This is a genomic window from Leptospira sp. B5-022 (assembly GCF_000347035.1).
GTDB classification, from domain to species: domain Bacteria; phylum Spirochaetota; class Leptospiria; order Leptospirales; family Leptospiraceae; genus Leptospira_B; species Leptospira_B cinconiae.
On sequence record NZ_ANIJ01000014.1, the window covers coordinates 177,703 to 200,834 of the forward strand.

The 23,132-nt window shown below is 43.2% G+C and carries 23 protein-coding genes; 11 read left to right on the forward strand and 12 right to left on the reverse strand.

From position 1 onward, the window contains the following. The 5 genes from nuoE to LEP1GSC192_RS05355 are packed head-to-tail and all read right to left on the reverse strand — an operon-like array spanning position 1 to position 3,153. Positions 1–480, reverse strand: a complete 480-nt coding sequence (nuoE, locus tag LEP1GSC192_RS05335; protein ID WP_020768953.1) for an NADH-quinone oxidoreductase subunit NuoE — start codon at positions 478–480, stop codon at positions 1–3. Further along, the gene (locus LEP1GSC192_RS05340) at positions 480–1,694 is read right to left on the reverse strand and encodes an NADH-quinone oxidoreductase subunit D (RefSeq protein WP_036089163.1); all 1,215 of its coding nucleotides are present in this window, start codon (positions 1,692–1,694) and stop codon (positions 480–482) included. Before LEP1GSC192_RS05340 ends, nuoE begins: the two co-directional genes overlap by 1 nt. Before the next feature lie 12 nt (positions 1,695–1,706). Continuing rightward, positions 1,707–2,228 (reverse strand): NADH-quinone oxidoreductase subunit C, encoded by a 522-nt coding sequence (locus LEP1GSC192_RS05345; protein ID WP_020768976.1) that lies wholly within the window; start codon positions 2,226–2,228, stop codon positions 1,707–1,709. After that, complete coding sequence (locus LEP1GSC192_RS05350) at positions 2,225–2,785, reverse strand: NADH-quinone oxidoreductase subunit B (protein ID WP_020768877.1); 561 nt, start codon at positions 2,783–2,785, stop codon at positions 2,225–2,227. Before LEP1GSC192_RS05350 ends, LEP1GSC192_RS05345 begins: the two co-directional genes overlap by 4 nt. After that, positions 2,776–3,153, reverse strand: a complete 378-nt coding sequence (locus LEP1GSC192_RS05355; RefSeq protein ID WP_036089115.1) for an NADH-quinone oxidoreductase subunit A — start codon at positions 3,151–3,153, stop codon at positions 2,776–2,778. The genes LEP1GSC192_RS05350 and LEP1GSC192_RS05355 overlap by 10 nt, the downstream gene beginning before the upstream one ends. Before the next feature lie 452 nt (positions 3,154–3,605). Between LEP1GSC192_RS05355 and LEP1GSC192_RS05360 the strand changes: the two genes are divergently transcribed. After that, positions 3,606–4,070, forward strand: a complete 465-nt coding sequence (locus tag LEP1GSC192_RS05360; protein ID WP_020768808.1) for a MaoC family dehydratase — start codon at positions 3,606–3,608, stop codon at positions 4,068–4,070. A gap of 18 nt (positions 4,071–4,088) precedes the next feature. Further along, positions 4,089–4,514, forward strand: coding sequence for a MarR family winged helix-turn-helix transcriptional regulator (locus LEP1GSC192_RS05365; RefSeq protein ID WP_008594860.1), 426 nt, complete (start codon positions 4,089–4,091; stop codon positions 4,512–4,514). Between the two features lie 5 nt (positions 4,515–4,519). Here the strand turns inward: LEP1GSC192_RS05365 and LEP1GSC192_RS05370 are convergent, their stop codons facing one another. Together LEP1GSC192_RS05370 and LEP1GSC192_RS05375 are read right to left on the reverse strand one after the other, a co-directional pair. Further along, positions 4,520–6,232: a class I SAM-dependent DNA methyltransferase gene (locus LEP1GSC192_RS05370; RefSeq protein WP_020768933.1), complete on the reverse strand. Its 1,713-nt coding sequence runs from the start codon at positions 6,230–6,232 to the stop codon at positions 4,520–4,522. A 147-nt stretch (positions 6,233–6,379) separates the two neighbouring features. Further along, positions 6,380–7,348: an ankyrin repeat domain-containing protein gene (locus LEP1GSC192_RS05375; protein ID WP_081603573.1), complete on the reverse strand. Its 969-nt coding sequence runs from the start codon at positions 7,346–7,348 to the stop codon at positions 6,380–6,382. Positions 7,349–7,555: 207 nt separating this feature from the next. Here LEP1GSC192_RS05375 and LEP1GSC192_RS05380 point away from each other — a divergent pair, with 207 nt between their 5' ends. Beyond that, a complete protein-coding gene (locus LEP1GSC192_RS05380; RefSeq protein ID WP_020768883.1) occupies positions 7,556–9,046 on the forward strand; it encodes an amidase in 1,491 nt (496 codons plus the stop codon). A 5-nt stretch (positions 9,047–9,051) separates the two neighbouring features. Here LEP1GSC192_RS05380 and LEP1GSC192_RS05385 read toward each other — a convergent pair whose 3' ends face one another. Then, on the reverse strand, positions 9,052–9,390 hold the full coding sequence (locus LEP1GSC192_RS05385; RefSeq protein WP_036089118.1) for a hypothetical protein: 339 nt from the start codon (positions 9,388–9,390) through the stop codon (positions 9,052–9,054). A gap of 112 nt (positions 9,391–9,502) precedes the next feature. On the opposite strand from LEP1GSC192_RS05385, the gene LEP1GSC192_RS05390 reads away from it, so the two are divergent. From LEP1GSC192_RS05390 to ileS, 4 genes are all read left to right on the forward strand, one after another. Next, a complete protein-coding gene (locus LEP1GSC192_RS05390) occupies positions 9,503–9,982 on the forward strand; it encodes a flavin reductase family protein (RefSeq protein WP_020768910.1) in 480 nt (159 codons plus the stop codon). Positions 9,983–10,052: 70 nt separating this feature from the next. Further along, positions 10,053–12,284 carry a phosphoribosylformylglycinamidine synthase subunit PurL gene (purL, locus tag LEP1GSC192_RS05395; protein ID WP_020768750.1) on the forward strand — a complete coding sequence of 744 codons (2,232 nt, stop codon included), beginning with the start codon at positions 10,053–10,055 and terminating at the stop codon, positions 12,282–12,284. Next, positions 12,281–12,925 carry a leucine-rich repeat domain-containing protein gene (locus LEP1GSC192_RS05400; RefSeq protein WP_020768928.1) on the forward strand — a complete coding sequence of 215 codons (645 nt, stop codon included), beginning with the start codon at positions 12,281–12,283 and terminating at the stop codon, positions 12,923–12,925. Before purL ends, LEP1GSC192_RS05400 begins: the two co-directional genes overlap by 4 nt. 4 nt (positions 12,926–12,929) lie before the next feature. Further along, the gene (gene ileS / locus LEP1GSC192_RS05405; protein ID WP_020768967.1) at positions 12,930–15,668 is read left to right on the forward strand and encodes an isoleucine--tRNA ligase; all 2,739 of its coding nucleotides are present in this window, start codon (positions 12,930–12,932) and stop codon (positions 15,666–15,668) included. A 9-nt stretch (positions 15,669–15,677) separates the two neighbouring features. Here ileS and LEP1GSC192_RS05410 read toward each other — a convergent pair whose 3' ends face one another. Both LEP1GSC192_RS05410 and LEP1GSC192_RS05415 read right to left on the reverse strand, forming a co-directional pair. Further along, the gene (locus tag LEP1GSC192_RS05410; RefSeq protein WP_020768972.1) at positions 15,678–16,421 is read right to left on the reverse strand and encodes a hypothetical protein; all 744 of its coding nucleotides are present in this window, start codon (positions 16,419–16,421) and stop codon (positions 15,678–15,680) included. Between the two features lie 61 nt (positions 16,422–16,482). Continuing rightward, positions 16,483–16,845, reverse strand: coding sequence for an STAS domain-containing protein (locus LEP1GSC192_RS05415; protein WP_036089120.1), 363 nt, complete (start codon positions 16,843–16,845; stop codon positions 16,483–16,485). A 113-nt stretch (positions 16,846–16,958) separates the two neighbouring features. On the opposite strand from LEP1GSC192_RS05415, the gene LEP1GSC192_RS05420 reads away from it, so the two are divergent. The 4 genes from LEP1GSC192_RS05420 to LEP1GSC192_RS05435 all read left to right on the forward strand — a co-directional run bounded on the left by LEP1GSC192_RS05420 (position 16,959) and on the right by LEP1GSC192_RS05435 (position 21,488). Next, a complete protein-coding gene (locus LEP1GSC192_RS05420; protein WP_020768964.1) occupies positions 16,959–18,782 on the forward strand; it encodes a hypothetical protein in 1,824 nt (607 codons plus the stop codon). Between the two features lie 20 nt (positions 18,783–18,802). Beyond that, positions 18,803–19,519: a hypothetical protein gene (locus LEP1GSC192_RS05425; protein WP_020768935.1), complete on the forward strand. Its 717-nt coding sequence runs from the start codon at positions 18,803–18,805 to the stop codon at positions 19,517–19,519. A gap of 122 nt (positions 19,520–19,641) precedes the next feature. Further along, positions 19,642–19,950 carry a DUF485 domain-containing protein gene (locus tag LEP1GSC192_RS05430; RefSeq protein ID WP_020768833.1) on the forward strand — a complete coding sequence of 103 codons (309 nt, stop codon included), beginning with the start codon at positions 19,642–19,644 and terminating at the stop codon, positions 19,948–19,950. Then, positions 19,950–21,488: a sodium/solute symporter gene (locus LEP1GSC192_RS05435; RefSeq protein ID WP_020768762.1), complete on the forward strand. Its 1,539-nt coding sequence runs from the start codon at positions 19,950–19,952 to the stop codon at positions 21,486–21,488. The genes LEP1GSC192_RS05430 and LEP1GSC192_RS05435 overlap by 1 nt, the downstream gene beginning before the upstream one ends. Positions 21,489–21,512: 24 nt before the next feature. On the opposite strand, the gene LEP1GSC192_RS05440 is transcribed toward LEP1GSC192_RS05435, so the two are convergent. Together LEP1GSC192_RS05440 and LEP1GSC192_RS05445 are read right to left on the reverse strand one after the other, a co-directional pair. Continuing rightward, positions 21,513–22,610: an AI-2E family transporter gene (locus LEP1GSC192_RS05440; RefSeq protein WP_020768882.1), complete on the reverse strand. Its 1,098-nt coding sequence runs from the start codon at positions 22,608–22,610 to the stop codon at positions 21,513–21,515. Continuing rightward, entirely contained in the window at positions 22,603–23,130 is a 528-nt protein-coding gene (locus LEP1GSC192_RS05445) for a cyclic nucleotide-binding domain-containing protein (RefSeq protein ID WP_020768888.1), read from the reverse strand. Before LEP1GSC192_RS05445 ends, LEP1GSC192_RS05440 begins: the two co-directional genes overlap by 8 nt. Positions 23,131–23,132 lie beyond the last annotated feature (2 nt).

Consider the following 23,132-nt stretch of genomic DNA (forward strand, 5'->3'; position numbering starts at 1 on the left):
TTAGGTTAGATCCTTTAGTATCTCATCCATTTTTTCGAACGTTAGATTTTCATAATATGCATCGTTAATCTGGACCATAGGAGCATACCCGCAGGCGCCCAGACATTCCACTTCTTCCAAAGTGAATTTTTTATCGGGAGTGGTTTCTCCGAGTTCAATCCCTAAACGAGAGCAAAGATGTTTTTCAAGTTTATCGTTCCCTCTCATATAACAAGAAGAAGTCCCGCAGATCTGGATATGATACTTACCAACGGGCTTTTTATTGTATAAGGTATAGAAGGTAGCAACACCGTAAACTTGAGCGAGAGAAATAGGAGCACCGATCTTCTCCGCAAGAGCTTCCATACCTTCTCTATCCACATAACCTTGTTCTTTTTGTAGGAGGTACAACCCAGGAAGGATCACACTTCTTTTATCAGGGAACATCTCCAGAAGTTTATTCAATCTCGAAACCGACTCGGAAGAAAATTGATAACTCATCAGCAGTCCAGCTCCCCTGCGATCACATTCATGGAACTCATGGTAGCGACGGTATCCGCAAGAAGTGAACCTTTTACTAATTCGGGAAAAGACTGATAAAACCAGAAACAAGGTCTACGCACATGCACTCTCCAAGGGGACTTCTCCCCTTCGGAAACGATATAAAACCCGAGCTCGCCGTTTGCGGCCTCGGTCGCCATATAATATTCTCCCTTAGGGACCTTGATCCCGTGCATAATCAATTTGAAATGGTAGATCAACTCTTCCATATTCTTATAAACCTTACTTTTATCAGGAAGATAGATATGAGGCATGTCAGCGTGGTGAGCGCCTGTCGGAAGACCGTTGATGAGCTGTTCTACGATACGAAGAGATTGTCTCATCTCCTCCATACGCACAAGAGTCCTATGAAGAACGGAACCGTCCTCTCCCACAGGAATATCGAAATCCACCTTATCATAGAACATATAAGGATCGTCCTTACGAATATCCCATGGAACTCCGGCGGCTCTCAAGTTTGGACCGGAATAACCGTAAGAGATCGCATTTTCCGCCGAGATACCTCCCACTCCTTCCGTTCTATCTATAAAAATCCGATTATTTACGAGTAAAGATTGGAACTCTTCGATCGCAGGTCGAAGTCCCTTGATGATGGTTTTTACATCTTTTTCGAACTCGGGATAAATATCTTTTTCGAGTCCGCCCACTCTACAGAATGTAGTAGTAAGTCTGGCACCCGTTAGTTTTTCCAAGACCTGATAAATATTTTCTCTATGATGGAATAAATGCAACATCCCGGAGAATGCACCCAGATCCACACCCAAGATACCGTTACAGATAATATGGTCCATCACTCTGGAAAGTTCGGAGACGATCATTCGAACGTACGTCACCTTGTCCGGAACTTCTATCTGAAGCATTTTTTCGACGGTCAGGATCCATCCGATATTATTCAAAGGAGTGGATACGTAGTTCATCCTATCTGTACAAACTAAGAACTGATTATAAGTATAACGTTCTCCTAATTTTTCGAAACTGCGATGCACATAGCCGATCACGGATTCCGCATCCACAACTCTTTCCCCGTCTAGTTGGATCACATTCTGCAAAATACCGTGAGTAGAAGGGTGAGAAGGTCCCAAGTTCACGAGCAGATGTCCTTCCGGGAGTTTTTTCTGTTTGAGGCTGAAATGTTCCGCGGTTTTTTCGTACATCGCTGCCATAACTTAAGCCTCCATATCCTCTTTTAGGTGGATGGTGAGAAGGTCCTCTACCAGATAATCCTGACCGAAACCTTCCAAAGGATAATCTTTTCTTAATGGATGACCTTGGAAATTATCAGGCATGATAAGACGATCCATTCTGGGATGGCCGGCAAAACGGATCCCGAATAGATCGTAAACTTCTCTCTCAGGCCAGTTGGCACCTTTGAAAATGTTTATGATACTTGGGACTTCTTCGTCTTCTTCCAATGCGACACGGAACTGCACTCTTGTGGAGGATTTGTTTCCGGAGCGGAGAAGGTAACAGACTTCGAATCTTGGAGTTTTTTTTCCCAGCCAATCGATCGCAGTCAGATCGTTCAGATAATTCAGTTCGATCCCTGGCGCCGTTTTTAAAGCGGAAAGAACAGGGACAATCCCTTCCGGCTTTAAAAAGAATGTAGGAAGATTCGTGATGATCTCCTCTTCCTTGGAGATAAAATGAGAAAACTTGTCTTTTAGGAAACTCTGAATTGTTTCTTTCATCGGACGACCAGGGGTTTGTTTCTTTCGTTCATTTCCCGGATCTTATCCATTACTTCCTGTCTTCTGGCTTCTAGCCCTTGGGTTTTTACCTTTTCCTGGAGTTTTATCACAGCATCCAAAAGAGCTTCCGGTCTAGGAGGGCAACCCGGAACATAAAGGTCCACAGGAAGTATCCTGTCTATTCCTTGCAAAACGGAATAAGCATGGAACATTCCTCCGGAAGAAGCACAGGCCCCGTAGCTGATCACAAATTTTGGTTCGGCCAATTGATCATAAATTTCGCGAAGCACCGGAGCCATTTTATAAGTGATGGTCCCGAGGACGAGGATCATGTCTGCCTGTCTAGGAGAGAAGGAAGGCCTTTCCGCTCCAAACCTGGCGATATCATAATCCGCACAGGAAGTACTCATGTACTCGATCCCGCAACATGCGGTCGCGAATGGATAAGGCCATAAGGAGTAACTTCTTCCCCAATTGATGACTGAATCCACAGTCGCAATTTGGAAGGAATCTCCGTAAGACGATCCGGGTTGAGCGAGTTGTTCGTTTAATCCCATTCTAAGGCCCCCTTCTTCCGAATATAATACAGTCCAACCACGAGGGTGAAAATAAAAACAAACATCTCAATTAAGAGAAAATTCCCCAACCCTGCCTCTTTGAATGATTTTAAATTCACGGCATAAGGAAAAAGAAAGATCGCTTCTATATCGAAAAGTATAAATAGAACTGCAACCAGGTAAAACTTGATATTAAACAAACCCTTTGCATCTCCGTAATACGGTACCCCGCACTCGAAAGTGTCGTGAGGTTTGGATTTTTTTTTGGGGTTTAGGAGGAATGCGAGCCCGAGTATGAGGGCAGAGAACCCTACTCCCAGGAGGAATTGAATCAGCAGGGGGCCTAGATGGTCCGGCGAACTTCCCATATTTAACTTCTATCAAACTCGATTACTCGCCTATGTCAATCTAAAATCCCGAACGAGGCCTTTACAAGAGGTCGGAAGACCGGATTCTATCATTTTAGAATTTTACAATTCTCCTGTTTTCGAAATGAGAACGTTTTTCAATACCATGGCAAAAAGCAGAACGAGTGTTCTATCCTCGCACAAGAACTTTACGTTTTTGTAAACTAATGCTTTCGCACAGAGATCACTGAGGACACGGAGTTTTGTATAATTTTATATTAACAAACCCACCTCTGCGATCTCCGTGAACTCTGTGCGCCAAAAAATTCAGACATTTTATCCAACGATAGCCGAAAACTTTGGACTACGAACAGAACAGTCGTTCTAGTTTTGCCCAAAAAGTTGGTGACAAAACTATTTAAGGAACCAGGATATTGGACATATAGATCCAGCATTGGCAGGAATAAAATCAAATGGCTAAACTCGTACTCTCCAGCTTCGCAGAATTACAAGCCTACGAAGGAAAAGAATTAGGCGTATCCGACGCTCACGAAATCACACAGGCACAGATCGATACATTCGCAAACGCAACCTTGGACCACCAATGGATCCACACGGATCCGGTAAGAGCGGCAAAAGAATCTCCGTTCGGGACCACGATCGCGCACGGTTATCTTACTCTTTCCATGGCTCCTTATCTTTTAAGCCAGATACTGGAATTACGAAATATCAAGATGGGGATCAACTACGGAATGGAAAAACTCCGCTTTTTAGATCCCGTCAAAGTGGGTTCCAAGCTCCGACTTAGAGCGGAATTGGTGGAATTAAAGGATCTTAGAGGGACTGCAAGAATGACGTTAAAACTTAGCTTCGAAGTGGAAGGCGCCGCAAAGCCTGCCGCTATCGGCGAAGTGATCTACCTCTATCAATTCGCCTGATCGGAAAGGTATTCTAAGATGAATCCTCGCACGATCATTTATCTGATTTCTAGGATCAGGGACGAATTCCATAGGAGATTGAATTCCGAACTGAAGGACAAGGGCCTCGGTCAATTGACGACTACTCATGCGGATATTTTATTCGCTTTGGCAATGTCTAAAAGAGTTCCGATGCAAGACATTGCTCGGATGATAGATAGGGACAAGTCTACTCTGACTGCGCTTGTGGATAAACTACAAGATTTAGGTTACGTGGAAAGAGTTCGAGACACACAAGACCAGAGGGTGGTGAATCTGCAATTAACTCGCAAGGCTTATTCAATTCGTCCTGTGATGCTTGGTATCTCCAGATCATTACTCGCAGGTCTTTATAAAGGGTTTACCGAGCCGGAAAAGAAGGATCTTGTCCGGCTTTTGGATAAACTTTACAAAAATCTAAAGTAGTTTCCTTATAGCCCGGTAAGGAATTCGGTCTCAATACTTTTGAGTACCGCTTCTTCTTCCGGGTTTCTGATCCCTTTTTCCCCTTTTTGTCTACGGCCCGGGGTCCAAGGACGGATCATATTCCTGTAATTATGGAGTAATTTTCCGATCTTCTCCTTCTCCGCTTCTTTTAATTTTCTGAAATCGGGTACAAGAAGAGAATTCAGATCTCCAGGTTCTACTTTTCTTAGTCCTTGGGCGTATTCTCTAGTTCTAGATTCCAATTCTTTGCGAACATGAGGGGTGATCAAATAAGCAAATAAATATTCTTCGAAATGAGCATACTCGGGCTTTGCGGAAAATCCGTGAAAGCAAGTGAGATGTACTGCGGGACTTTGGTTAAAAACGAATCGTACTTCTTCCCTATGAAAAGAAGTTGCCAAGATCCTGCAAGGTCCTCTGTTCTCCTGAGAATGCCATGGTTTTCTTTTAGATGGAAGAAAACGTTTAGGAACACCTCTTTTGATCCCTTCTTCCAAATATTTGTTGATACCTTCTTCTTCCTCGTTGTTCGGGACCTCTTTAGCGTCCAAAAGCCAGACCTTGGCTCCTTGTGACTTCAAAGTGTTCCAATCATCTCCGGTAAAAAAAGGAGAAAGTGCGTACTGAGCTTTCGGAATAGAAGATCTAAGATAGTTTTTAGGAATGGATAAGTTCGAAGCGTCTTTTTCGGATAAAAGAAAATATCCGTTGTCCCCTGTCGCGATTCCTCTCCTAAAACTTCCAAATTCCTTAATAGGGACCCATCCTTGACGAATATCTTCGGACATAGTCACATAATTATTGTTAGGTGAATTTTTATCATCATTTTTTATTTTTTGTATCTGTTCCGAGTTGTCGCTCAATAATCTTGTCCACTTTGCCTCTGCATCGGGACGGACCTTTCTCCAAACCATCTCGGAAAGCTCTATACTTTCTCCTTTAATGAATGATGAGGTTCTAGACCAAAGAAAACCTTCTTCGTTCGTTCTTGAATTTTCCAGGAATAGTATACAGGAAGATGTCACAGCTCCTGCGAACAAGGACCAGGAAGAATTTAAGATTAGTATACGACGAAGATATCCGGATTGAATAATCGCTTTTTTTATCGGAACTCCGTACCCGGCATTCAAGAATTCATAAGGAACAAGTATGGATGCCCTTCCTCCTGGCGCCAAGAGCCTTAGTATACGAAGTAAAAAGAATACGTATAAGTTCGCAGTACCGGGGATTTCCTCTTTGATGTCCTCCGCGAATTGTCTAATCATTTTTTTTCCATGTTTAGAATGGCTCAATCGGAGATAAGGAGGATTGCAGAGAATGATATCGTAATATTCTTTCTTTGCATCTTGCAGAAAGTCCCCGAGCATCAAATGAAAACGATTTTTGGATATTCCGGCTCTCTCTATATTCCGTACACACTTCTCGTATAGGATCGGATCGATCTCCCAACCGTAAAACTCGCTGTCTACATCGGTAAAACGGTTCTGGAATTCTTGGAAAAAAATTCCTTCCCCCATACCTGGATCCAACACTTTGATTTTATTTCCTTCCAGAACGGCCTTAGTCTCGGAAACCCATTCTAGCATAGGCTCGACCAAGTCGGAAGGCGTGAAAAATTGTCCTAAAGCTTTTTCTTTCTTCTTAGGATCCGGGTCTTCTTTATCAGAATCAACTGAGTCTTCACATGGAACAATCATGAAAGAAATTTTCGCCTATATAACGTTGATATGACGACTGATCTACATGACAACCTTACAATTGTTAGCGGTTTTTAGAAAAAGTATCGTATACCGAAATGGTGGCTTCGGTATACTCTAAAAACTGTATACTAAAAAGATTTTGTATTATTGTGTCTTGGAAGAAAGTTTTTCGGTCAAAATCCGTTCTATTTCATCCAGATGATATTCTTTTGCCAGATCTAGAGCCGTCTTACCTTGGTTATCCGCAAGTGTAAGGTCGGCTCCAAGTTGGATCAGCTTCTGAGCTACGGATATATTCTTTCTTTGGATTGCTTCCATCAGAGGAGTTTTTCCTTCCGCATCCCTATGATTCAGATTGGTTCCTGCCTTAGCTAAAACATCCAAAATTTTCAAATCGGTTTGTTTAGGCTCTGTAGCATAATGAAACGCATTTCTTGCTCCGATTTGGTGAGTTCCATTCGGAGTATTGGCATCTTTCAATCTGCTCGTGAATACTGCTTTGGATCCGTTCGCTAATAAAAATTCTACAATCGCCAAATTAGGAGGAGAAGAGGCTCCACCAACAGCCAAGAAGAGTGGATATTCTTCGATCCCACCCGGATCATGATTCGGATTGGCTCCGTTCTCTATCAAAAATTTTACTAAAACAAGACTTTGGTTCCGGATCGCCATATTAAGTAAAGAAACCGGTTTTTGGTCCTCACCTTTTCGAGCGGTGTATTCTACCTGAGCTCCTGACTCGATTAGGCGTTTTGCCTCGGCTAGATCATCCATATCCGGGATCTTTACTTTTAGGATAGGGAGCAAACGATAGAATAATACGGAATTCCCATCCGCATCCTGGGCGTTTATATTCGCCCCGTGTTTAATAAGAAACTCTACTACATCCTCACCTTCGGCGAGCATGATCGCAGTGCGGCCTTCCTCGTCCTTGGCGTCCACTGTGGCCCCTTGGTTCAGAAGTAATTCTACCTTTTTGAGGTCGCCTTCTTTTACTGCGGATAAAAACTGTTTGTCCAGCTCGGTATTGGCCTGAACCGCTAAACTGCAGACGAAAACGAGCATAGCCCATGTTTCGCGTCTAAGTATTCCGTATTTTGCCAATAAATCCATTATTCCGATCACCGATATTTACCCATCCTGATTTTAGCTGCGATTCTATAAATGAAAATTCCTTACAGCTGGGGAATATCCTTGACCCAAGTGGGCCAAACAGTATGCCTCTCTCCCTTAGAGCTTTTTATTCGGTAAATGGTTCCCGGGATTCTGCCCTGGATTTGCCACTTCGACCGGGTCCTAAAACCCTTTTGGCGGAAAAGTATGAGCAATGTAAAATTCCAATTCGATTCTTATGATACCATCGGGCTTACCGATCTGATCCGAAAAAAGAAGATCCAACCCAAGGAATTATTAGATTTTTCTGAAGCAAAAATAGAAAGATTCAATCCTGAGCTGAACGCCGTTGTTTTGAACACAATCGACAAAGCAAGAGAAGAGTTAAGGTCCGGCAAAATACCTAAAGGACCTTTTTACGGAATTCCACTCCTGATCAAAGATCTACTGCATCATGTGAAGGGACAAAAGATCACTTCAGGCTCTAAGGCGTATAAGAATTATATAGCCTCCGATGATAGCGTTTTTGTCTCAAGGCTTAGAAAGGCAGGATTTCTTTTTATAGGTACTACGAATGTTCCCGAGTTCGCCTTAATGGGAATTACGGAGCCTAAGTTTTATGGACCGACCAGAAATCCATGGGATCCGGAAAGAACTCCAGGAGGTTCCAGTGGGGGAGCAGGAGCAGCAGTCGCTTCCGGCATGACAACAATCGCGACAGGTTCGGACGGAGGAGGATCGATCCGGATCCCTGCCGCCTATTGCGGATTATTCGGCTTAAAACCGACAAGAGGAAGAGTTCCAGTCCGCCCGTATGGAAGAGTCTGGCAAGGAGCTTCCCAAGATCATGTACTTACTAAATCGGTCAGAGATAGCGCAGCCGTTTTGGATCTAGTCTCCGGTGTCGGGATAGAAGAAGCTTTTTCGATGGAGAAAAACAAAACTTCCTATCTTTCCGAAGCCAAAAAATCTCCGGGTAAATTAAAAATCGCTTATTCTTTCGTTTCTCCCATCGGAACTCCGGTCAATCAAGATCATATAGACGCGTTACACGACACCGTGAAACTCCTAAAATCATTGGGGCATAAATTAGAGGAAAGTTCCCCTTTGATCGATGGAAAACGTTTAGCAAAAGCGTATGTTACGATGTATTTCGGAGAAGTTGCCTCAGAGATCTCTCATTTAGACAAGGTTTTAGGAAGAAAAGCCAGAATGGGAGATGTGGAATCCACCACTTGGATCCTAGGACTTTTAGGAAGATCGGTTTCGGCCGGAGAATTCGTATCTGCAATCCGATATTGGGATGAGGCGGCTTACATCTCGGAATCTTTCTTAGAAAATTATGATCTGTATCTCACCCCGACCACCGCAGAACCTCCCGCTAAGATCGGAGAACTTGCACCCAAACTATATGAAGAAATTGCGATGCAGATCATAGGTAGAATAGGAACAGGTAAATTACTTTTAGCCAGCGGCATGGTGGATCAACTAGTGGAAAAAAATCTTTCTAGGACTCCATTCACCCAGCTGGCAAATCTAACAGGACAACCTTCCATGTCGGTTCCACTTTCAAAAACGACTCTCGGTCTACCGATCGGAATGTTATTCACTTCCAAAAGAGGAAGAGAAGATCTTCTTTTCAGATTGGCCGGTCAGTTAGAAAAGGAAAGACCATGGGCCGATATTAAAAAGGCCTAAAAGATTTAAAAACGATCCGTATCTATTTTTTGTTCCGGCCCGAAGGAACTCAAAACTTCGGGAGTAATATCCTTTCCGCCGCTTAAATTCGTAAACAAGGATTGAATACTATAGATCGGTCCCCAAGGAAATCCCCACCAGCCAAAGAACAGAGTCACGATGGTGAATCCTAATCCTTTTAAAACGGAATTTTCCCTCGCACGAATGAAATATACCTTAGAAGGATTTTTAAATGTCATAATCAAAATGGAAAACGTATAAAGATAATACACGAACTTTCCGCCCTTTTGCACCTCTGAACGTATCTCCGCATCCGACAATCCTTGAATTCCTTGTATGCTCATACATCCTCCAACATTATTCTATTACACTTGAGGTCGGTTTCGGTCAGGAAAACCTAATTTTTTTTTCAGAATTCCCACTTTACAAATACGCTTCTAATACTATTTACTTACTATGTCTTTCAGCGCGGACGAATTCAAAAATTCACTCTCTCATTTTGCATCCGGCGTCACCGTGGTGACTTTTTCCGACACGACTAGAGCCGGAGGACTTACAGTCAGCAGTTTTAGTTCACTTTCTTTAGATCCACCTTTAATACTTTTCAATCTCCAAAAGAATATAACAAGTCACGATCCTTTGCTTGCATCAGGCCTTTTCACAGTTAACATTCTAGCTTCCGACCAACAGGAATATTCCAACCAGTTCGCTTCCGGAAAAATCGACAAACACGAACTGATCCAAAAATTAGCCTGTGATTTAGGGCATAATGGCGCGCCTTTCCTAAACGGAACTTTGGCCAGGTTAGAATGTGAACTGGAAAAACAAGTGGATGGAGGAGATCATACCATAGTGATCGGAAGAGTCTTATTCGCCGTATCCGATGACTCCAAAAGACCTCTTTTGTATTACCGTAGGAACTACTACAATATCTGAACCCTAAGAAAGTGATTTCAGCCCTAAAATAGTTTTCAGTGGGGGCCAAGTCCGAAAAACTGGTCCCGTAATGGAAAAAGAATCCGTCTCCCTCCAAGACGCTCTCGAACACGGTCTTACCTCAGAAGAATTTAGCAAAATCCAGGAAATCCTAGGCAGAATCCCTAACTCCACAGAACTCGGAATTTTCTCCGCAATGTGGTCGGAGCATTGCTCTTATAAAAATTCTATCCTCCAATTAAAAACTCTTCCTACAAAGTCAGACAAACTTTTGGCTCAAGCGGGAGAGGAGAATGCCGGAGCCATGGACATCGGCCAAGGTTTAGCTGTCGTTTTTAAAATCGAAAGTCATAATCACCCTACCGCAGTGGAACCGTACCAAGGTGCAGCCACGGGAGTGGGCGGAATCATGAGAGATATTTTCACCATGGGAGCAAGACCCATCGTATCCTTAAACTCTCTTAGGTTCGGTAACCCGGACGAACCCAGAAATAAGTATTTATTATCCAGAGCAGTCAAAGGGATCGGAGATTACGGTAACTCATTAGGGATCGCAGTCTCAGGAGGAGAACTATTCATAGACGAATGTTTTTCCAAGAACCCTTTGGTGAACGCGATGACCGTTGGGATCGTCAGGCACGACCAAATGGCAAGCGCAACTACCGGAGGAATGGTGGGGAACGCAGTATTCATCGTAGGCTCTACCACAGGAAGAGACGGTATCCACGGTGCATCCTTTGCTTCTAAGGACTTAACCAAAGAGTCCGAGTCGAAACGTTCCGCCGTGCAAGTAGGAGATCCATTCATGGAAAAACTACTGATGGAAGCGTCTCTCGAAGCCATCCAGAAAAAACTTTTGGTCGGTATCCAAGACATGGGTGCTGCCGGAATTTCTTGCGCAACTTCCGAGATGAGCGCAAAAGGAAAATCCGGAATGAAAATCGATCTGGACCTAGTCCCTTTCCGTGAAACCGGAATGAACGCTTACGAGGCAATGCTTTCCGAAAGCCAAGAAAGAATGTTGGTAATCCCACAAAAAGGGAAAGAAGAAGAACTGATCGCTATATTCAAAAAATGGAATCTAAACGCGGTCCAGATCGGAGAAGTCACGGACACAGGTCTATTAGAAGTGTATAAAGACGGAAAACTAAAAGCCAAAATCCCTGCGGACACTTTAGTCTTAGGCGGAGGCGCACCTAGATACGTCAGAGAGACAAAACGTCCTACATATTTGGACCAAGTCTCTACATGGACTCCGGATTCCACTCCCGATCTGCAAGAGAACGAAGCGGGTAAAAAGCTGCTAAAACTATTAAATTCTTGGAATATATCCTCCCGAAAACCGATCATCGAACAATACGATACGGAAGTTGGTCTGGTAAAATTGATCGGGCCTGGAGCCGACGGGGGATTATCCGCTATCCCTGATACCGATATGGCGTTGGCGACCGCAACCGATTGTAATTCCAGATTTACCTATTTGGACCCGTATTGGGGAGCGGCCCTTGCAGTTTGCGAAGCCGCAAGAAACGTAGCAGTCACAGGGGCGGAACCTCTCGGAGTGACTAATAACCTAAATTTTGCAAATCCATATATTCCGGAAAACTATTATATGTTTTCCGAATGTGTCCGAGGGATGGGAGACGCTTGTAGATTTTTAGGGCTCCCCGTCACAGGAGGAAATGTCTCCTTCTATAATGAATCGCCCGAAGGGCCGATTTTTCCTACTCCGACCATAGGTATGGTAGGTATCCTGGACAAACAAAAAGAAGCGGTCTGGGGTGCTCCTAAAAAAGCGGGACTCTCTTTAGCGTTAATCGGTAAATTTAAACCGAGCCTGGGCGGAAGCGAATACCAGAAAACTTTTTTAGGCAAAGTCGAAGGACAAATCCCTAAATTCGATCTTGCCTACGAAAAATCCTTATTAGAGGTTTTAGTCTCTTTGAGAAAGAACGCAGATCTTTCCTTTGCCAAGGATCTTTCCTTAGGAGGGATCGGTGTCGCACTTGCCAAAATCGTAATACTCTCCGACCTCGGGATCAAAGCGGACTTAAGTGCAATCAAACAAAGCAGGAAAGATCTGACACTCTTCGGCGAAAGTGCAAGTTCCGTATTGATCGGTTACGAAAAAGGAAAAGAGGAAAGTATCAAATCATTAGTCGCCTCCAAGGGTTTGGATTTCCATTCCATCGGAACCGTAGAACCCGACCCAAAACTCCAGGTAGAAGGATATGGGATCTCCATCACTTCAAACGAACTTAAATCGGTATATGAATCCGGCTTAGAGGAAATATTCAGATGAGAACCATTCAGAAAGTCGGCATCGCTTATTTAATTCTTTGCGCTGCGTTCATCATTTCCGATTGCAGGCGTTCCGCTTCCGAAATTTTAAACGAAGCGGCAAAAAACCCAACCTCGGTAGAAAAATTAGATCTGGGGTTAGGCAAACTTGGAACGGTTCCTCCTTCCCTATTCCTTTTCCCTAACCTGAAATGGTTGGACCTGAGAATGAACGAACTTACTTCTCTACCGGAAAATGCCGGGGACTGGAGTAATTTAGAACATTTAAATATATATGGGAACGATATAGAAAAGCTACCCGGGTCCGTTTCTAAACTTTCCAAACTCAGATTTTTTTTCGCGGGAAATAACGATTTCGAGGGAATTCCAGCAGAACTGACCGGAACTTCCGTCGAAGCCATCTATTTAGATTCGAATAAGATCGAATTCAAGGAATCCGATATAGATATCTTAATGGGATTTCCAAAACTAGAAGTTTTGGATCTGGCAAGGAACAGAAAAATCGGATCATTCCCTAAAAACTTGGGATTTTTGGCTAGCCATCCTAAATTAAGACTGCTGATCTTAAAAGAGACAGGGTTAAAACCGTCTCAAATAGAATCCGCAAGAAAACTTCTCCCTAAAGTGAAGATAGAATTTTAATCCGATGAAAGAAGAAGATAAAAAGAATCCATATTCAAATACCGTAATACTACCTCAAACGGATTTTCCGATGAAGGCCGGACTTTCCACTAGAGAGCCTGACCAGATCAAAACCTGGCAGTCGGAAAAAATCCTTCGCAAAATGCAGGAAAAAAGAAAGGGGCGTCCGGAGTTCATTCTTCATGACGGACCTCCTTATGCAAACGGGAATTTTCACACAGGGCATGCACTCAACAAGATCCTAAAGGACATGATCGTTAAGTCCAAATTTTTCGCAGGTTACCAAACGGATATGATCCCGGGTTGGGATTGCCATGGACTTCCGATCGAAGTGCAAGTCCTCAAAAACCTGGGCAAAAAGGCGAGAGAGATCGGCCCGGAAGAATTAAGAAAACTTTGTAGAGAATATGCGGAACAATACGTTCAAAAACAAGGACAGGACCTTTCCCGTTTCTTATGTTTTTGGGAAGAAGGTAAGATCTACAAAACCATGAGCCCCGATTTCGAGGCAAAGATCGTAGAAGTATTCGGAGATCTATTCGAAAAAGGTTATGTATATCGCGGCAAAAAACCTGTTTATTGGTGTATCGAACTAGCGACCGCTCATGCGGAAGCGGAGATAGAATACTACCCTCATAAATCTCCTTCCATCTATGTTAAATTCCCGATCAAAGGACAATCCGGAAAATTCTGTCTGATCTGGACCACTACTCCTTGGACCCTTCCTGCAAACTTGGCGATCAGCTTTAATCCTAAGTTCGCATACTCCTTCTACGCAACTCCTAACGGAGAAGAATTACTCATCGCAGACGGATTAAAAGAGGCGGTAGAAAAAGCCGCGGAAGTCCAACTCACCAAAAAAGAGCCGGTCTCCAAGGAAGATCTTTCTAAAATGGTATTCCGTCATCCTTTCTTAGATCAAGATTCCATTCCTCTTTTCGGAGAACATGTGACTCTGGATGCAGGAACCGGAGCCGTTCATACGGCACCTGGTCATGGGCAGGACGACTATAAGATCGGATTGGCTGCAGGTTTAGAACCTTATTCTCCTGTAGACGATTACGGTAGATATACTGACGAATTCCCGATGATGAAAGGGATCAAAGTCTGGGATGCAAATCCTAAGATCGTGGAATTGCTGAAAGAAAAAAATCTACTTCTTCATTATTCCGAATTCGAACACAGTTACCCTCATAGCTGGAGAAGTAAAAAGCCCCTGATCTTCCGTGCAACTCCACAATGGTTTTTCCAAATAGATTATAAAGAGCTAAGAGAGAAATCCCTAGAGGCGATCGATAAAGTAAGCTGGGTCCCGAACTGGGGAATTACCAGGATCCGCTCCATGGTAGAAACTAGACCTGACTGGTGTCTTTCCAGACAAAGAAACTGGGGAGTCCCAATCCCGGCATTCACTTGCGAAAATTGTAATGAAACCCATTTAGATGCAAAATCCGTAAAGTTCTTCACCGATCTTGTAAGAACCAAAGGGATCGAGATCTGGTATAGCGAACCTGCGGATTCGCTCCTTCCTCCCGGAACAAAATGTTCCAAATGTGGATCTTCTTCCTTTAGAAAAGGAAAAGATATCTTAGATGTTTGGTTCGATTCCGGAGTTTCCAACTTTGCAGTCCTAAAAGAAAGAGGCCAGGAACCTCCGGCGGATCTTTATTTAGAAGGTTCCGACCAACATAGAGGTTGGTTCCAATCCAGCCTTTGGCCTTCCATGGCATTACGCGGAATTCCACCTTACAAATCCGTTCTCACTCACGGATATGTTTTGGACGAGCAAGGAAGGGCCATGTCCAAATCTTTGGGCAATGGAATAGATCCAACTACGGATATCATCAACGTATACGGAGCGGATATACTCAGACTTTGGGTCAGCTCTCAGGATTTCAGAGACGATGTAAGAGTCGGAAAAGATGGACTCAAGATCATCGCCGATAATTACAGAAAGATCCGAAACACATTCAGATATCTATTAGGAAATTTGGCGGGGCATTCTTCGGACCAAAACCTCGGCGTTTCCGATCTGGAAGAAGTGGACAAATATTATCTCTCTAAACTGGCACAACTCTCGGAAGAACTCAAAAACCATTACGAGAATTACCAGTTTCACCAAGTATATCAAAAACTTCTTTTATTCTGTACGGTAACACTTTCCCAAGATTATTTCGAAATGATCCGTGATAGAATGTACTGCGATCGTAGAGATTCCAAAACCAGAAGATCTTCCTGTACGGCACTTCAAATCGTATTAGAAACTCTTTGTATATTCTCCGCTCCTATCTTAAGTTTTACCACGGAAGAAGTTTGGAAAGAGAACGGCAAAAAAGAATCCATCTTTACGGAAGAATTCCCGGATCTTTCTTCTTTAAGAAACAAGGAACTTGAGACCAAATTCGAAGAAGTATTGGCAGCAAGAGAAACGGTGCATAAGTCCTTGGAGTTAGCAAGACAGGCAGGAAAATTAGGAAAATCCCTGGAAGCCGCAGTCGAAATTTCTCCTAAAGCGGAGAATAAACTCCAAAAAGATTTCTCTTTAGAAACTTTGGAGCTGATCTTCACCGTTTCTCAAGTAGGTTTTGAAAAATCGGACAGAGAACTATTGTCGGAATACTCGGACGAACATTTCTCGGTTAGAGTACTAAAACCGAAGGAAGAAGAATGCCCTCGTTGTTGGAGACATCCTGCGGAAGAAAGACAGAACGGACTTTGTAAACGTTGTGCGGCAGCCGTCTAAGGCCTTAATTTAAGGCCTATCGTTTTCGTCGGTAAGTTTGACCGGCTGATATTGTTTTCTGGGAGTAAATTTGTATTTGCTCGGATTTTTTAGATCGAAAACCACCCATTTGCGCAATGGAAGTCCGTCTATTTGACCGAAGTCCACATTCTCGCCTTCTGCAATCTCAGTCCCATCAAAGCCATGAGCCAGCCTAATCTTCTCGATCCGGGTCCAACGGCTAAAATCCAAGGCAGCGTCCCGATCCACAAGCTCTCGCTTGATTCGACCGAATAGAAGATTGATCTTACCTTCTCTCGCCCAAAGAACACAACTGGTAACCTCGTCGAAAGAGATAACGGATTGTGTGTCATCATATTTGGAGATGATCAGAAGAAGTTTGTCTTCCGGAAGATTTTTTAGGGTATAAGGAAGGTCTCTTGCCAACAGATCAAGCTCATGATCTGAAAAAACGAAATCCGAAAAATAACCTACGGATGATCGTTTAGAATATCGTAAATTTCCAAAGTAGTCCTTAATTTTGGCCTGATCCAATTGGATAGGATGTTCCAATTTAATATCTTCATTCTTGGAAGTTTTATCAAAATCGGGTAGATCGGAAATACTTATGGTAAAAAATCCCATCCCCTCAGAGCGGAACATTCGGTCCTTGAAAAAATAAGGATAACATCCGGAAAAACTGAAGGCTAAAAAAAGGATCAGGGAAGAACGGAGAGCTTTTCCCTTTATAGGATCTAAAAGTGAAAAATTCATTACAGGACTCTTGCCGAATTGATTCATCTATTTGTTGGAACTTTTTAGAAGACTTTCCGGTTCATTCTATCGTCAGAAATTCCCGAAAGTCGGGGTATTTCTCCAGAAATTCTTCGATGGTGTACAGATTTACAATTCTGTCTAGACCGGAAAGCCTAAAAACGGAATGTAGGGACTTATTTAGTCCGAATATATTCACTGTTCCCCTATGGTCCCGGATCTGATTTCGGACTTTGATTATAATGCCTATTCCGGAAGAGTCGATAAACTTTACGAGACCTAAATGGAAACTAACCACAGGGGGATATCCCTCCCGAACGCTCTCCTCAAACTCGAGGTAAAAGTCCCGGGAATTATCCATCAAGATATCCTCCTGGACCGAAAGTACCAGGTGATTTTCTCGGGCGAGACTTTTAAGAATCATGGGAAAATAACAGGCCCAGGAATTCGGAGTATGTCAAGAAATAAGTATCTTTGTTGATTTATTTCGCCTGAAAGCCAAGATACAATCAGAGCGGTTTCCAAGGAATCCAGTCCATGTCCGAATTCGATAAAACCAGAAAAACTATCGGTGCCAATAACCTAGATGATAAAGCCAGGCGGGAAATGTTCGACAAGTTTCAGTCCGCCGGGGGAAAAGTTGTCTCTGATAAGGATAAAAAACGGGAAGAAGCTCTTCGCAAACAGAAAGAGCAACCCCAAATCCGCCAAGGTGCAAGAAGCCAAGCCGGGGGAAGAGACCCGAAACAGAACCAATCTTCTAAATCAGGAAAACCGCCTGCAAAACCTGCACCTTCTAAGCCGAACCCGATCATGGATCGTAAGGCGTTAGAAGATGAGATGGGAAATTTTTTCAATCGTATGGCGGTCCGATTCAAATGCTGGATCTCTCGCGTTACGTCATTTTCTTCCAGCGACCTGCTCCCCGCTTTTATGTCCGAGCTAAATATCGCGGGAAAAAAAGCTCTTCTGGAAATGAACTTTGTCGGTAACGATCTTTTAGGAAACCCGGCTTACGCTTCCAAGATCGCAAAGGAACTGGACGGGCAAAATCCCCTATACATAGAACTTTTGGGTAGAATGCACAAAGTTTATGATAGCAACGAGTTGAACCAACTTTTAGAAGGGCATAACGCAGCTCCCGATCTTCCATTATCGATCACTAGAGTGAGACAACCTCTATATTCTATATTCAAAAAACTGTATTATATGTATCCTTTCCAAGGTTCTTACGTAAAAGCCGTGACCTTGGGCTACCAAGCTCTTGAAAAACTGGAAGGTAAACCCGCTACGGTTTACAATACGAAACGAAAAAGGGCCCTTCAGGAATTCGACGTTCTGTACGGGACTATTTTTGATAAACTCTATCTTGCAATCCTAAGAAGTGAGAACAAAAACATCCCGCTATTGAGCACATACATGGAGAATGTCCTGGGAATCCTTCCGGAAGAAAAACTCGGCCAAAGAAAACAAGGAGAAGAGTTAGACGAAATTTCCGGCGGAGCCCAACCGGAAGAAGAAGATACCGAAGAAACTCCGGAAGAAAAGCCGATAGATCCGGAAGAAGGCTTAAGTAAAGAGCTAAAATATGGTCTAAAACTCATGAGATCCTTGTCCTTGGATCAATTAAGAAAACGTCATGATTCCAGAGGAGAACACGATGTAATTCCCGCCGGAGACAAAGCCTTCTTGACCTGGTTATTTTTCAAGGAGTTCGACGATGAATATTCCTTCGTAATGACGACCAAAAAGATAGATCTAAAACCCACGATTGTGGGCGGATCCAAAATGGATTACCGTGAAAAATTGATCGATCTTTACGAAACCACAAGAGGGATCCACGAACAATTCAGGATCTACGATCAATATTATAAGGAACTGGAAAACCATCTCAAAAATCCGGGTGCAAATTATATCGAAGCTTCCAAAAAAACTTCCGCCTTGGAGACTAAAAGAAGCCAACAGTCGCGTAACGTAAGAGTCACCGCAAAGGACTTTTTTCAGAAGGGTGCGGAACTTCTATCCAAATTGATAGCGGATATGAAAGGCAAAAAAGAGATCGTAACCAATATGGAAAGTTTAATGACTTTCGATCTCATGGAATCCAAAAAGAGATTGAATAAGAAACCCATAAAACAATGTATTATGGAATCTTATTGTTATGCTCTGGCGTTTGCCGAACGTTTAGAAAACGGAGATCTTTTCGGTGGAGTTCCTGAACTTTCCGCGGAAGAGATGGAAAAAGAATTCGGCATCAAGACCACAAACGCTGCTCCGGAAGCTGAAATTTTAAGCCCTGGGGCCGAGTCCGGCGGAGAAGACGATAGTTTCGGTGTGGACCCATCCATACTTTCCGATTAAATGTAAATCGCAGGTAAAGAGTGACCTCAGTAAAAATAACCCTTTTCCAAAAGGATCTATCCCAACCGATCTCTCCAGAGCAAAGATCCAAACTTTCTAAGGAGAAATCGGATTTCCTCATTCTACCGTTATATTTTCCGGGGGGAGGAAACGGTTCTCCGGAATCATTGGCTTCTCGTGCAAAAACTTTCCTAGATGAGATCTATGCGGTCTCGGAAGTTTATAAAGGCGCCATCTTCGGCGGAGGAATGTTCCGAAGAGACGACGAAGGGCAGTTAAGATTCTCCATTCCGATCGTACAGAACATAGTATTAGTGGATTGGTACGACGTAAAAGGTTTATCCTCCGAAGATTCTCCTGCGATCCCAGGCTCCGGAGAGGACTCTTTGATCTTGGGCGGATTTCGTTTCGGGATCTTCGCAGGCAAAGAGATCCAAGATAAGTCCAAACTGGAAAAATTAAAGTCGGATAGGATCAATTTGGCATTCCATTTGGACTCTGTTTCGGATAACGGTACAAATTATTCTCAGGATCTGAAAAATTATGCGGATCTTTCCTCACAATACGGAATATTCTTGGTCCGCAGTTCCGGTTATGGCATTCCATTCGGCAAAAAGAGGATAGGAAGAAGTCTTCTTGCCACGCCAACAGGTGTCACTTGGAAAGTAGCAGAGACGGAACAGGAAAAAGAGATCATCAAAACCGTTAACATAAACGGAATTAACGGTCTATTTTAACCCGATCTATCGATAGCCGACTTTTTAACAAAGAGTCGGATCAGATTTATTTCTAAAAGGCTTTTTCTCCTTGCCAACGAGAGGCAAAATCCTATTCTCTCCGCCGTTCCAAGGACTTCACTATGAAGATAAAAGCTCATCAATTGATCGAATCCATCGAGTTCAAAAAATTAGTTCGAGATAGATGGACAGTTAGTTTCGTTTTATTGTTTTTCCTATTCCTGAATTATTACGGATTTATACTGATCATCTCCTTAAAAAAGGAATGGGTCACTAACAAACTAGGAACCGGCAACTATGGATTGTATGCCGGAGCCTCAGTAATCCTGTTTTCTTGGCTCCTCACATTCTTATACGTATTCTGGGCCAATCGATATTACGACCAAGAAGTCGAAGTATTAAAATCCAAATTAGAATCGGAGAATAAATAATGGGTTCCTCCTTAGGACAACCGAATGTCATCTCCGTTCTTTTTTTCGTACTATTCGTAATTCTTACATTAGGAATTACTTATTGGGCTGCAAAAAAAACCAAAACTTCCAGCGAGTTTTATGCCGCAGGAAGATCCATTACGGGTCTTCAAAACGGTTTAGCCCTTTCCGGAGATTTTATGTCTGCGGCTTCCTTTCTGGGAATTTCCGGTATGGTAGCCCTGAAAGGTTATGACGGGCTCATTTATGCGGTTGGTTGGCTGGTCGGTTGGCCGGCTCTCATGTTCCTTTTAGCGGAACCTTTACGTAATTTAGGAAAATATACGTTTGCCGATGTTTTAGCCGTCCGTTTAAAACAAAAACCGATCCGGATCGTCGCTTCCATCGGCGGGATCTTAGTAACGATCACCTACTCTATCGCTCAGATCGTCGGTTCCGGAAAACTGATCAATCTAATGTTCGGCCTTCCTTACGAGTTTGCGGTTTTGATCGTAGGCGGGGTAATGCTTCTTTACGTTCTTTTCGGAGGAATGATCGCGACTACTTGGGTGCAGATCATAAAAGCCTGTCTTCTACTTTTCGGTGTCACTCTACTCGTGATCTTATCTTTGGCACAATTCGGTTTCAGCTTAGAGAATTTATTTTCTGCAGTGGAGAGCAAATTCGGAAGATCCGCTTTAGAGCCGGGGGGATTTGCGGCCAGTCCGATCGATTCTATTTCGTTAGGACTCGCTTTAATGTTCGGTCTATTAGGTTTACCTCATATTCTAATGAGGTTTTATACCGTGCCGGACGCAAAAGAAGCCAGAAAATCGGTGGCTTATGCAACCACATTCATTGGATACTTTTACATCATCATTCCGATCGTAGGTTTTGCGGCTGCAGTTCTCATAGGAAGGGAACAGATCGCAGGAATAGATAAAGGCGGCAATATGGCGGCAGCACTTTTAGCGGAATTATTAGGCGGCACACCTTTTTTAGGATTTATCGCCGCCGTTGCATTCGCAACAATTCTCGCAGTGGTAGCAGGTCTGACATTAGCTGCGGCTTCTACCATTTCTCATGATCTTTACTTCAATGTATTCACGGAAGGCAAAGCGACCGAAAAAGAACAGGTTTCCGTCGCTAAGAAGGCAACGGTAATATTCAGTATTGCCAGCATTCTTATCGGGATCTTATTTAAGGATCAGAATGTGGCATTTATGGTCGGACTGGCATTTGCGATCGCAGCCAGCGGAAATTTTCCTGCACTAATCTTATCCATTCTTTGGAAAAATTTCAGCACGTTGGGAGGAGTGTTCTCCATTCTGATCGGTTCTATTTCAGCGACCTTGTTTATAATATTCAGTCCTACGGTCTGGGTGGATGTTTTTAAATTTGACCAGGCGATCTTCCCGCTGAAAAATCCAGCGATCGTTTCCATGTCTTTGGCGTTTCTCTCCGCATTCATTTTTTCTAAATTATTTCCGGATGATAATGCCATTGCAAAATACGAATCCGAAAAAGTCAGAGTGTATCTTGGAATCGGTGCGGAATAACAAAAGGGAAAGAAAGCCGCTTATCTAAAGCAGCTTATGATCTTTCATGGATCTGTAAAGAGAAGCGATAGTCACTTTTAGGATTGCCGCCAGGGGAACTGCTACAAGCATTCCGGCGATTCCGAGTAGACTGCCTCCTACTGTGACAGCTCCCACTACGATTACAGGATGGAGGGAAACTGCATCCGAAATGATAACAGGTTGAACGAAAAAATTATCCACTGCTTGCGCGATCAAGATGACCACAAAGATCGCAAACATGAGTTCGTACATTCCCATTCCGTCGTTGATCGAATTCGGATTAAAAATCCCTGCACCTTGCGTGAGGGTCATGAACAATGGAGGAACCATACCGATAATAGGCCCTAAATACGGAATGGAGTTTGCGATCCCTACGAATAAAGCAAATATATAAAAGAATTTTAAACCGATCGCATAAAATCCGATCATTGACACGGCAGTGATGATCGCGCTTTGGATTACCAAACTCCTCAAATAATTGGTGATCTGTTCGTTAATTTTTGCGGTCACCATCAACGTCATTTCGAAATACCGATTCGGGACCAAGCTTACAATATTTTTGTAAACTCCGTTCCCGTTTAATAAAAACAAAAATGCAAACAACGGTGTGACAACCAAGTATCCGATCAACGTAGGGATCACCGAAACGAGCCCGCTAACCTGAGCATGGATCAACTCGGCAGCTTGTTTTACGAGTTCGTCGGGACGGATCGTATCTTCCCAGCTTGCCGGATAATCGTTGAACCTAAGCTGGAAACCCACTACCAAATATTTGAACTTGGCTTCGTCCATGTCTTGTTTCCAATTCTTGATGATAGGCTGCAAAGTGGAAACAATGGGTGGAGCTACTTCGGTAGCGACTAAATAGATAGGAAGACAGATTAAAAAGATCAGGATCGCTACCGAGAAGATCCTTGGCACTCCCAATGATTCGAAATAGTTTATGGAGCCGTTAAATATATAGAATAGAATTAAAGAAAGAGCGATAGGAACAATCAGAAGTTGAAGGCCTATAGCGAAAAATACGATGGCCGCTCCGACCAAAAAGAAAAATATAAATCGGATTACATGTGTGGAGAGCGGTTTCGTAGGATCAGGCATTTTTTTGTCTGCCCTTGTAATATGCTTTTTCCAATAACTGATTGGTCTTTTGAAGCCTTTCTACTACAACTCCGGTTAGACTCAATAAGATCTCTATACCTATCTTAGGTTTGGTTTCTATAATTTCCTTCAAGTCAGGTTGGAAAAACCCGAGTAAAGTGGAAGGCTCTTGGGCAATCGCGGTTGCCGTCCTTCTCTCTTCGGAAAATAAGGAAAGTTCTCCAAAAAATGAATGTTGATCCAAATGGGCCAAATCCAATTCCACTCCGTCCCTAACGGAACGAATGGCAACTTTTCCGTCAAAGATCATATAAAATCCTGCTCCGGCTTCCCCTTGTCTGAAAATTTCCTCTCCTTCGGAATATTGCCTAACGTGGACAAGTCTTGCGATCTCGTGCAAGGTCCTTCTTTTCAATTTTCCGAATACGGATGTTTCTCGAAGGAAACGTATGATCTCCGGATTGGAGGTTCCCTTCTTCTTTATTATTTTCTTCCAAATGGGGAGTTGCAGAAAATTCAAAA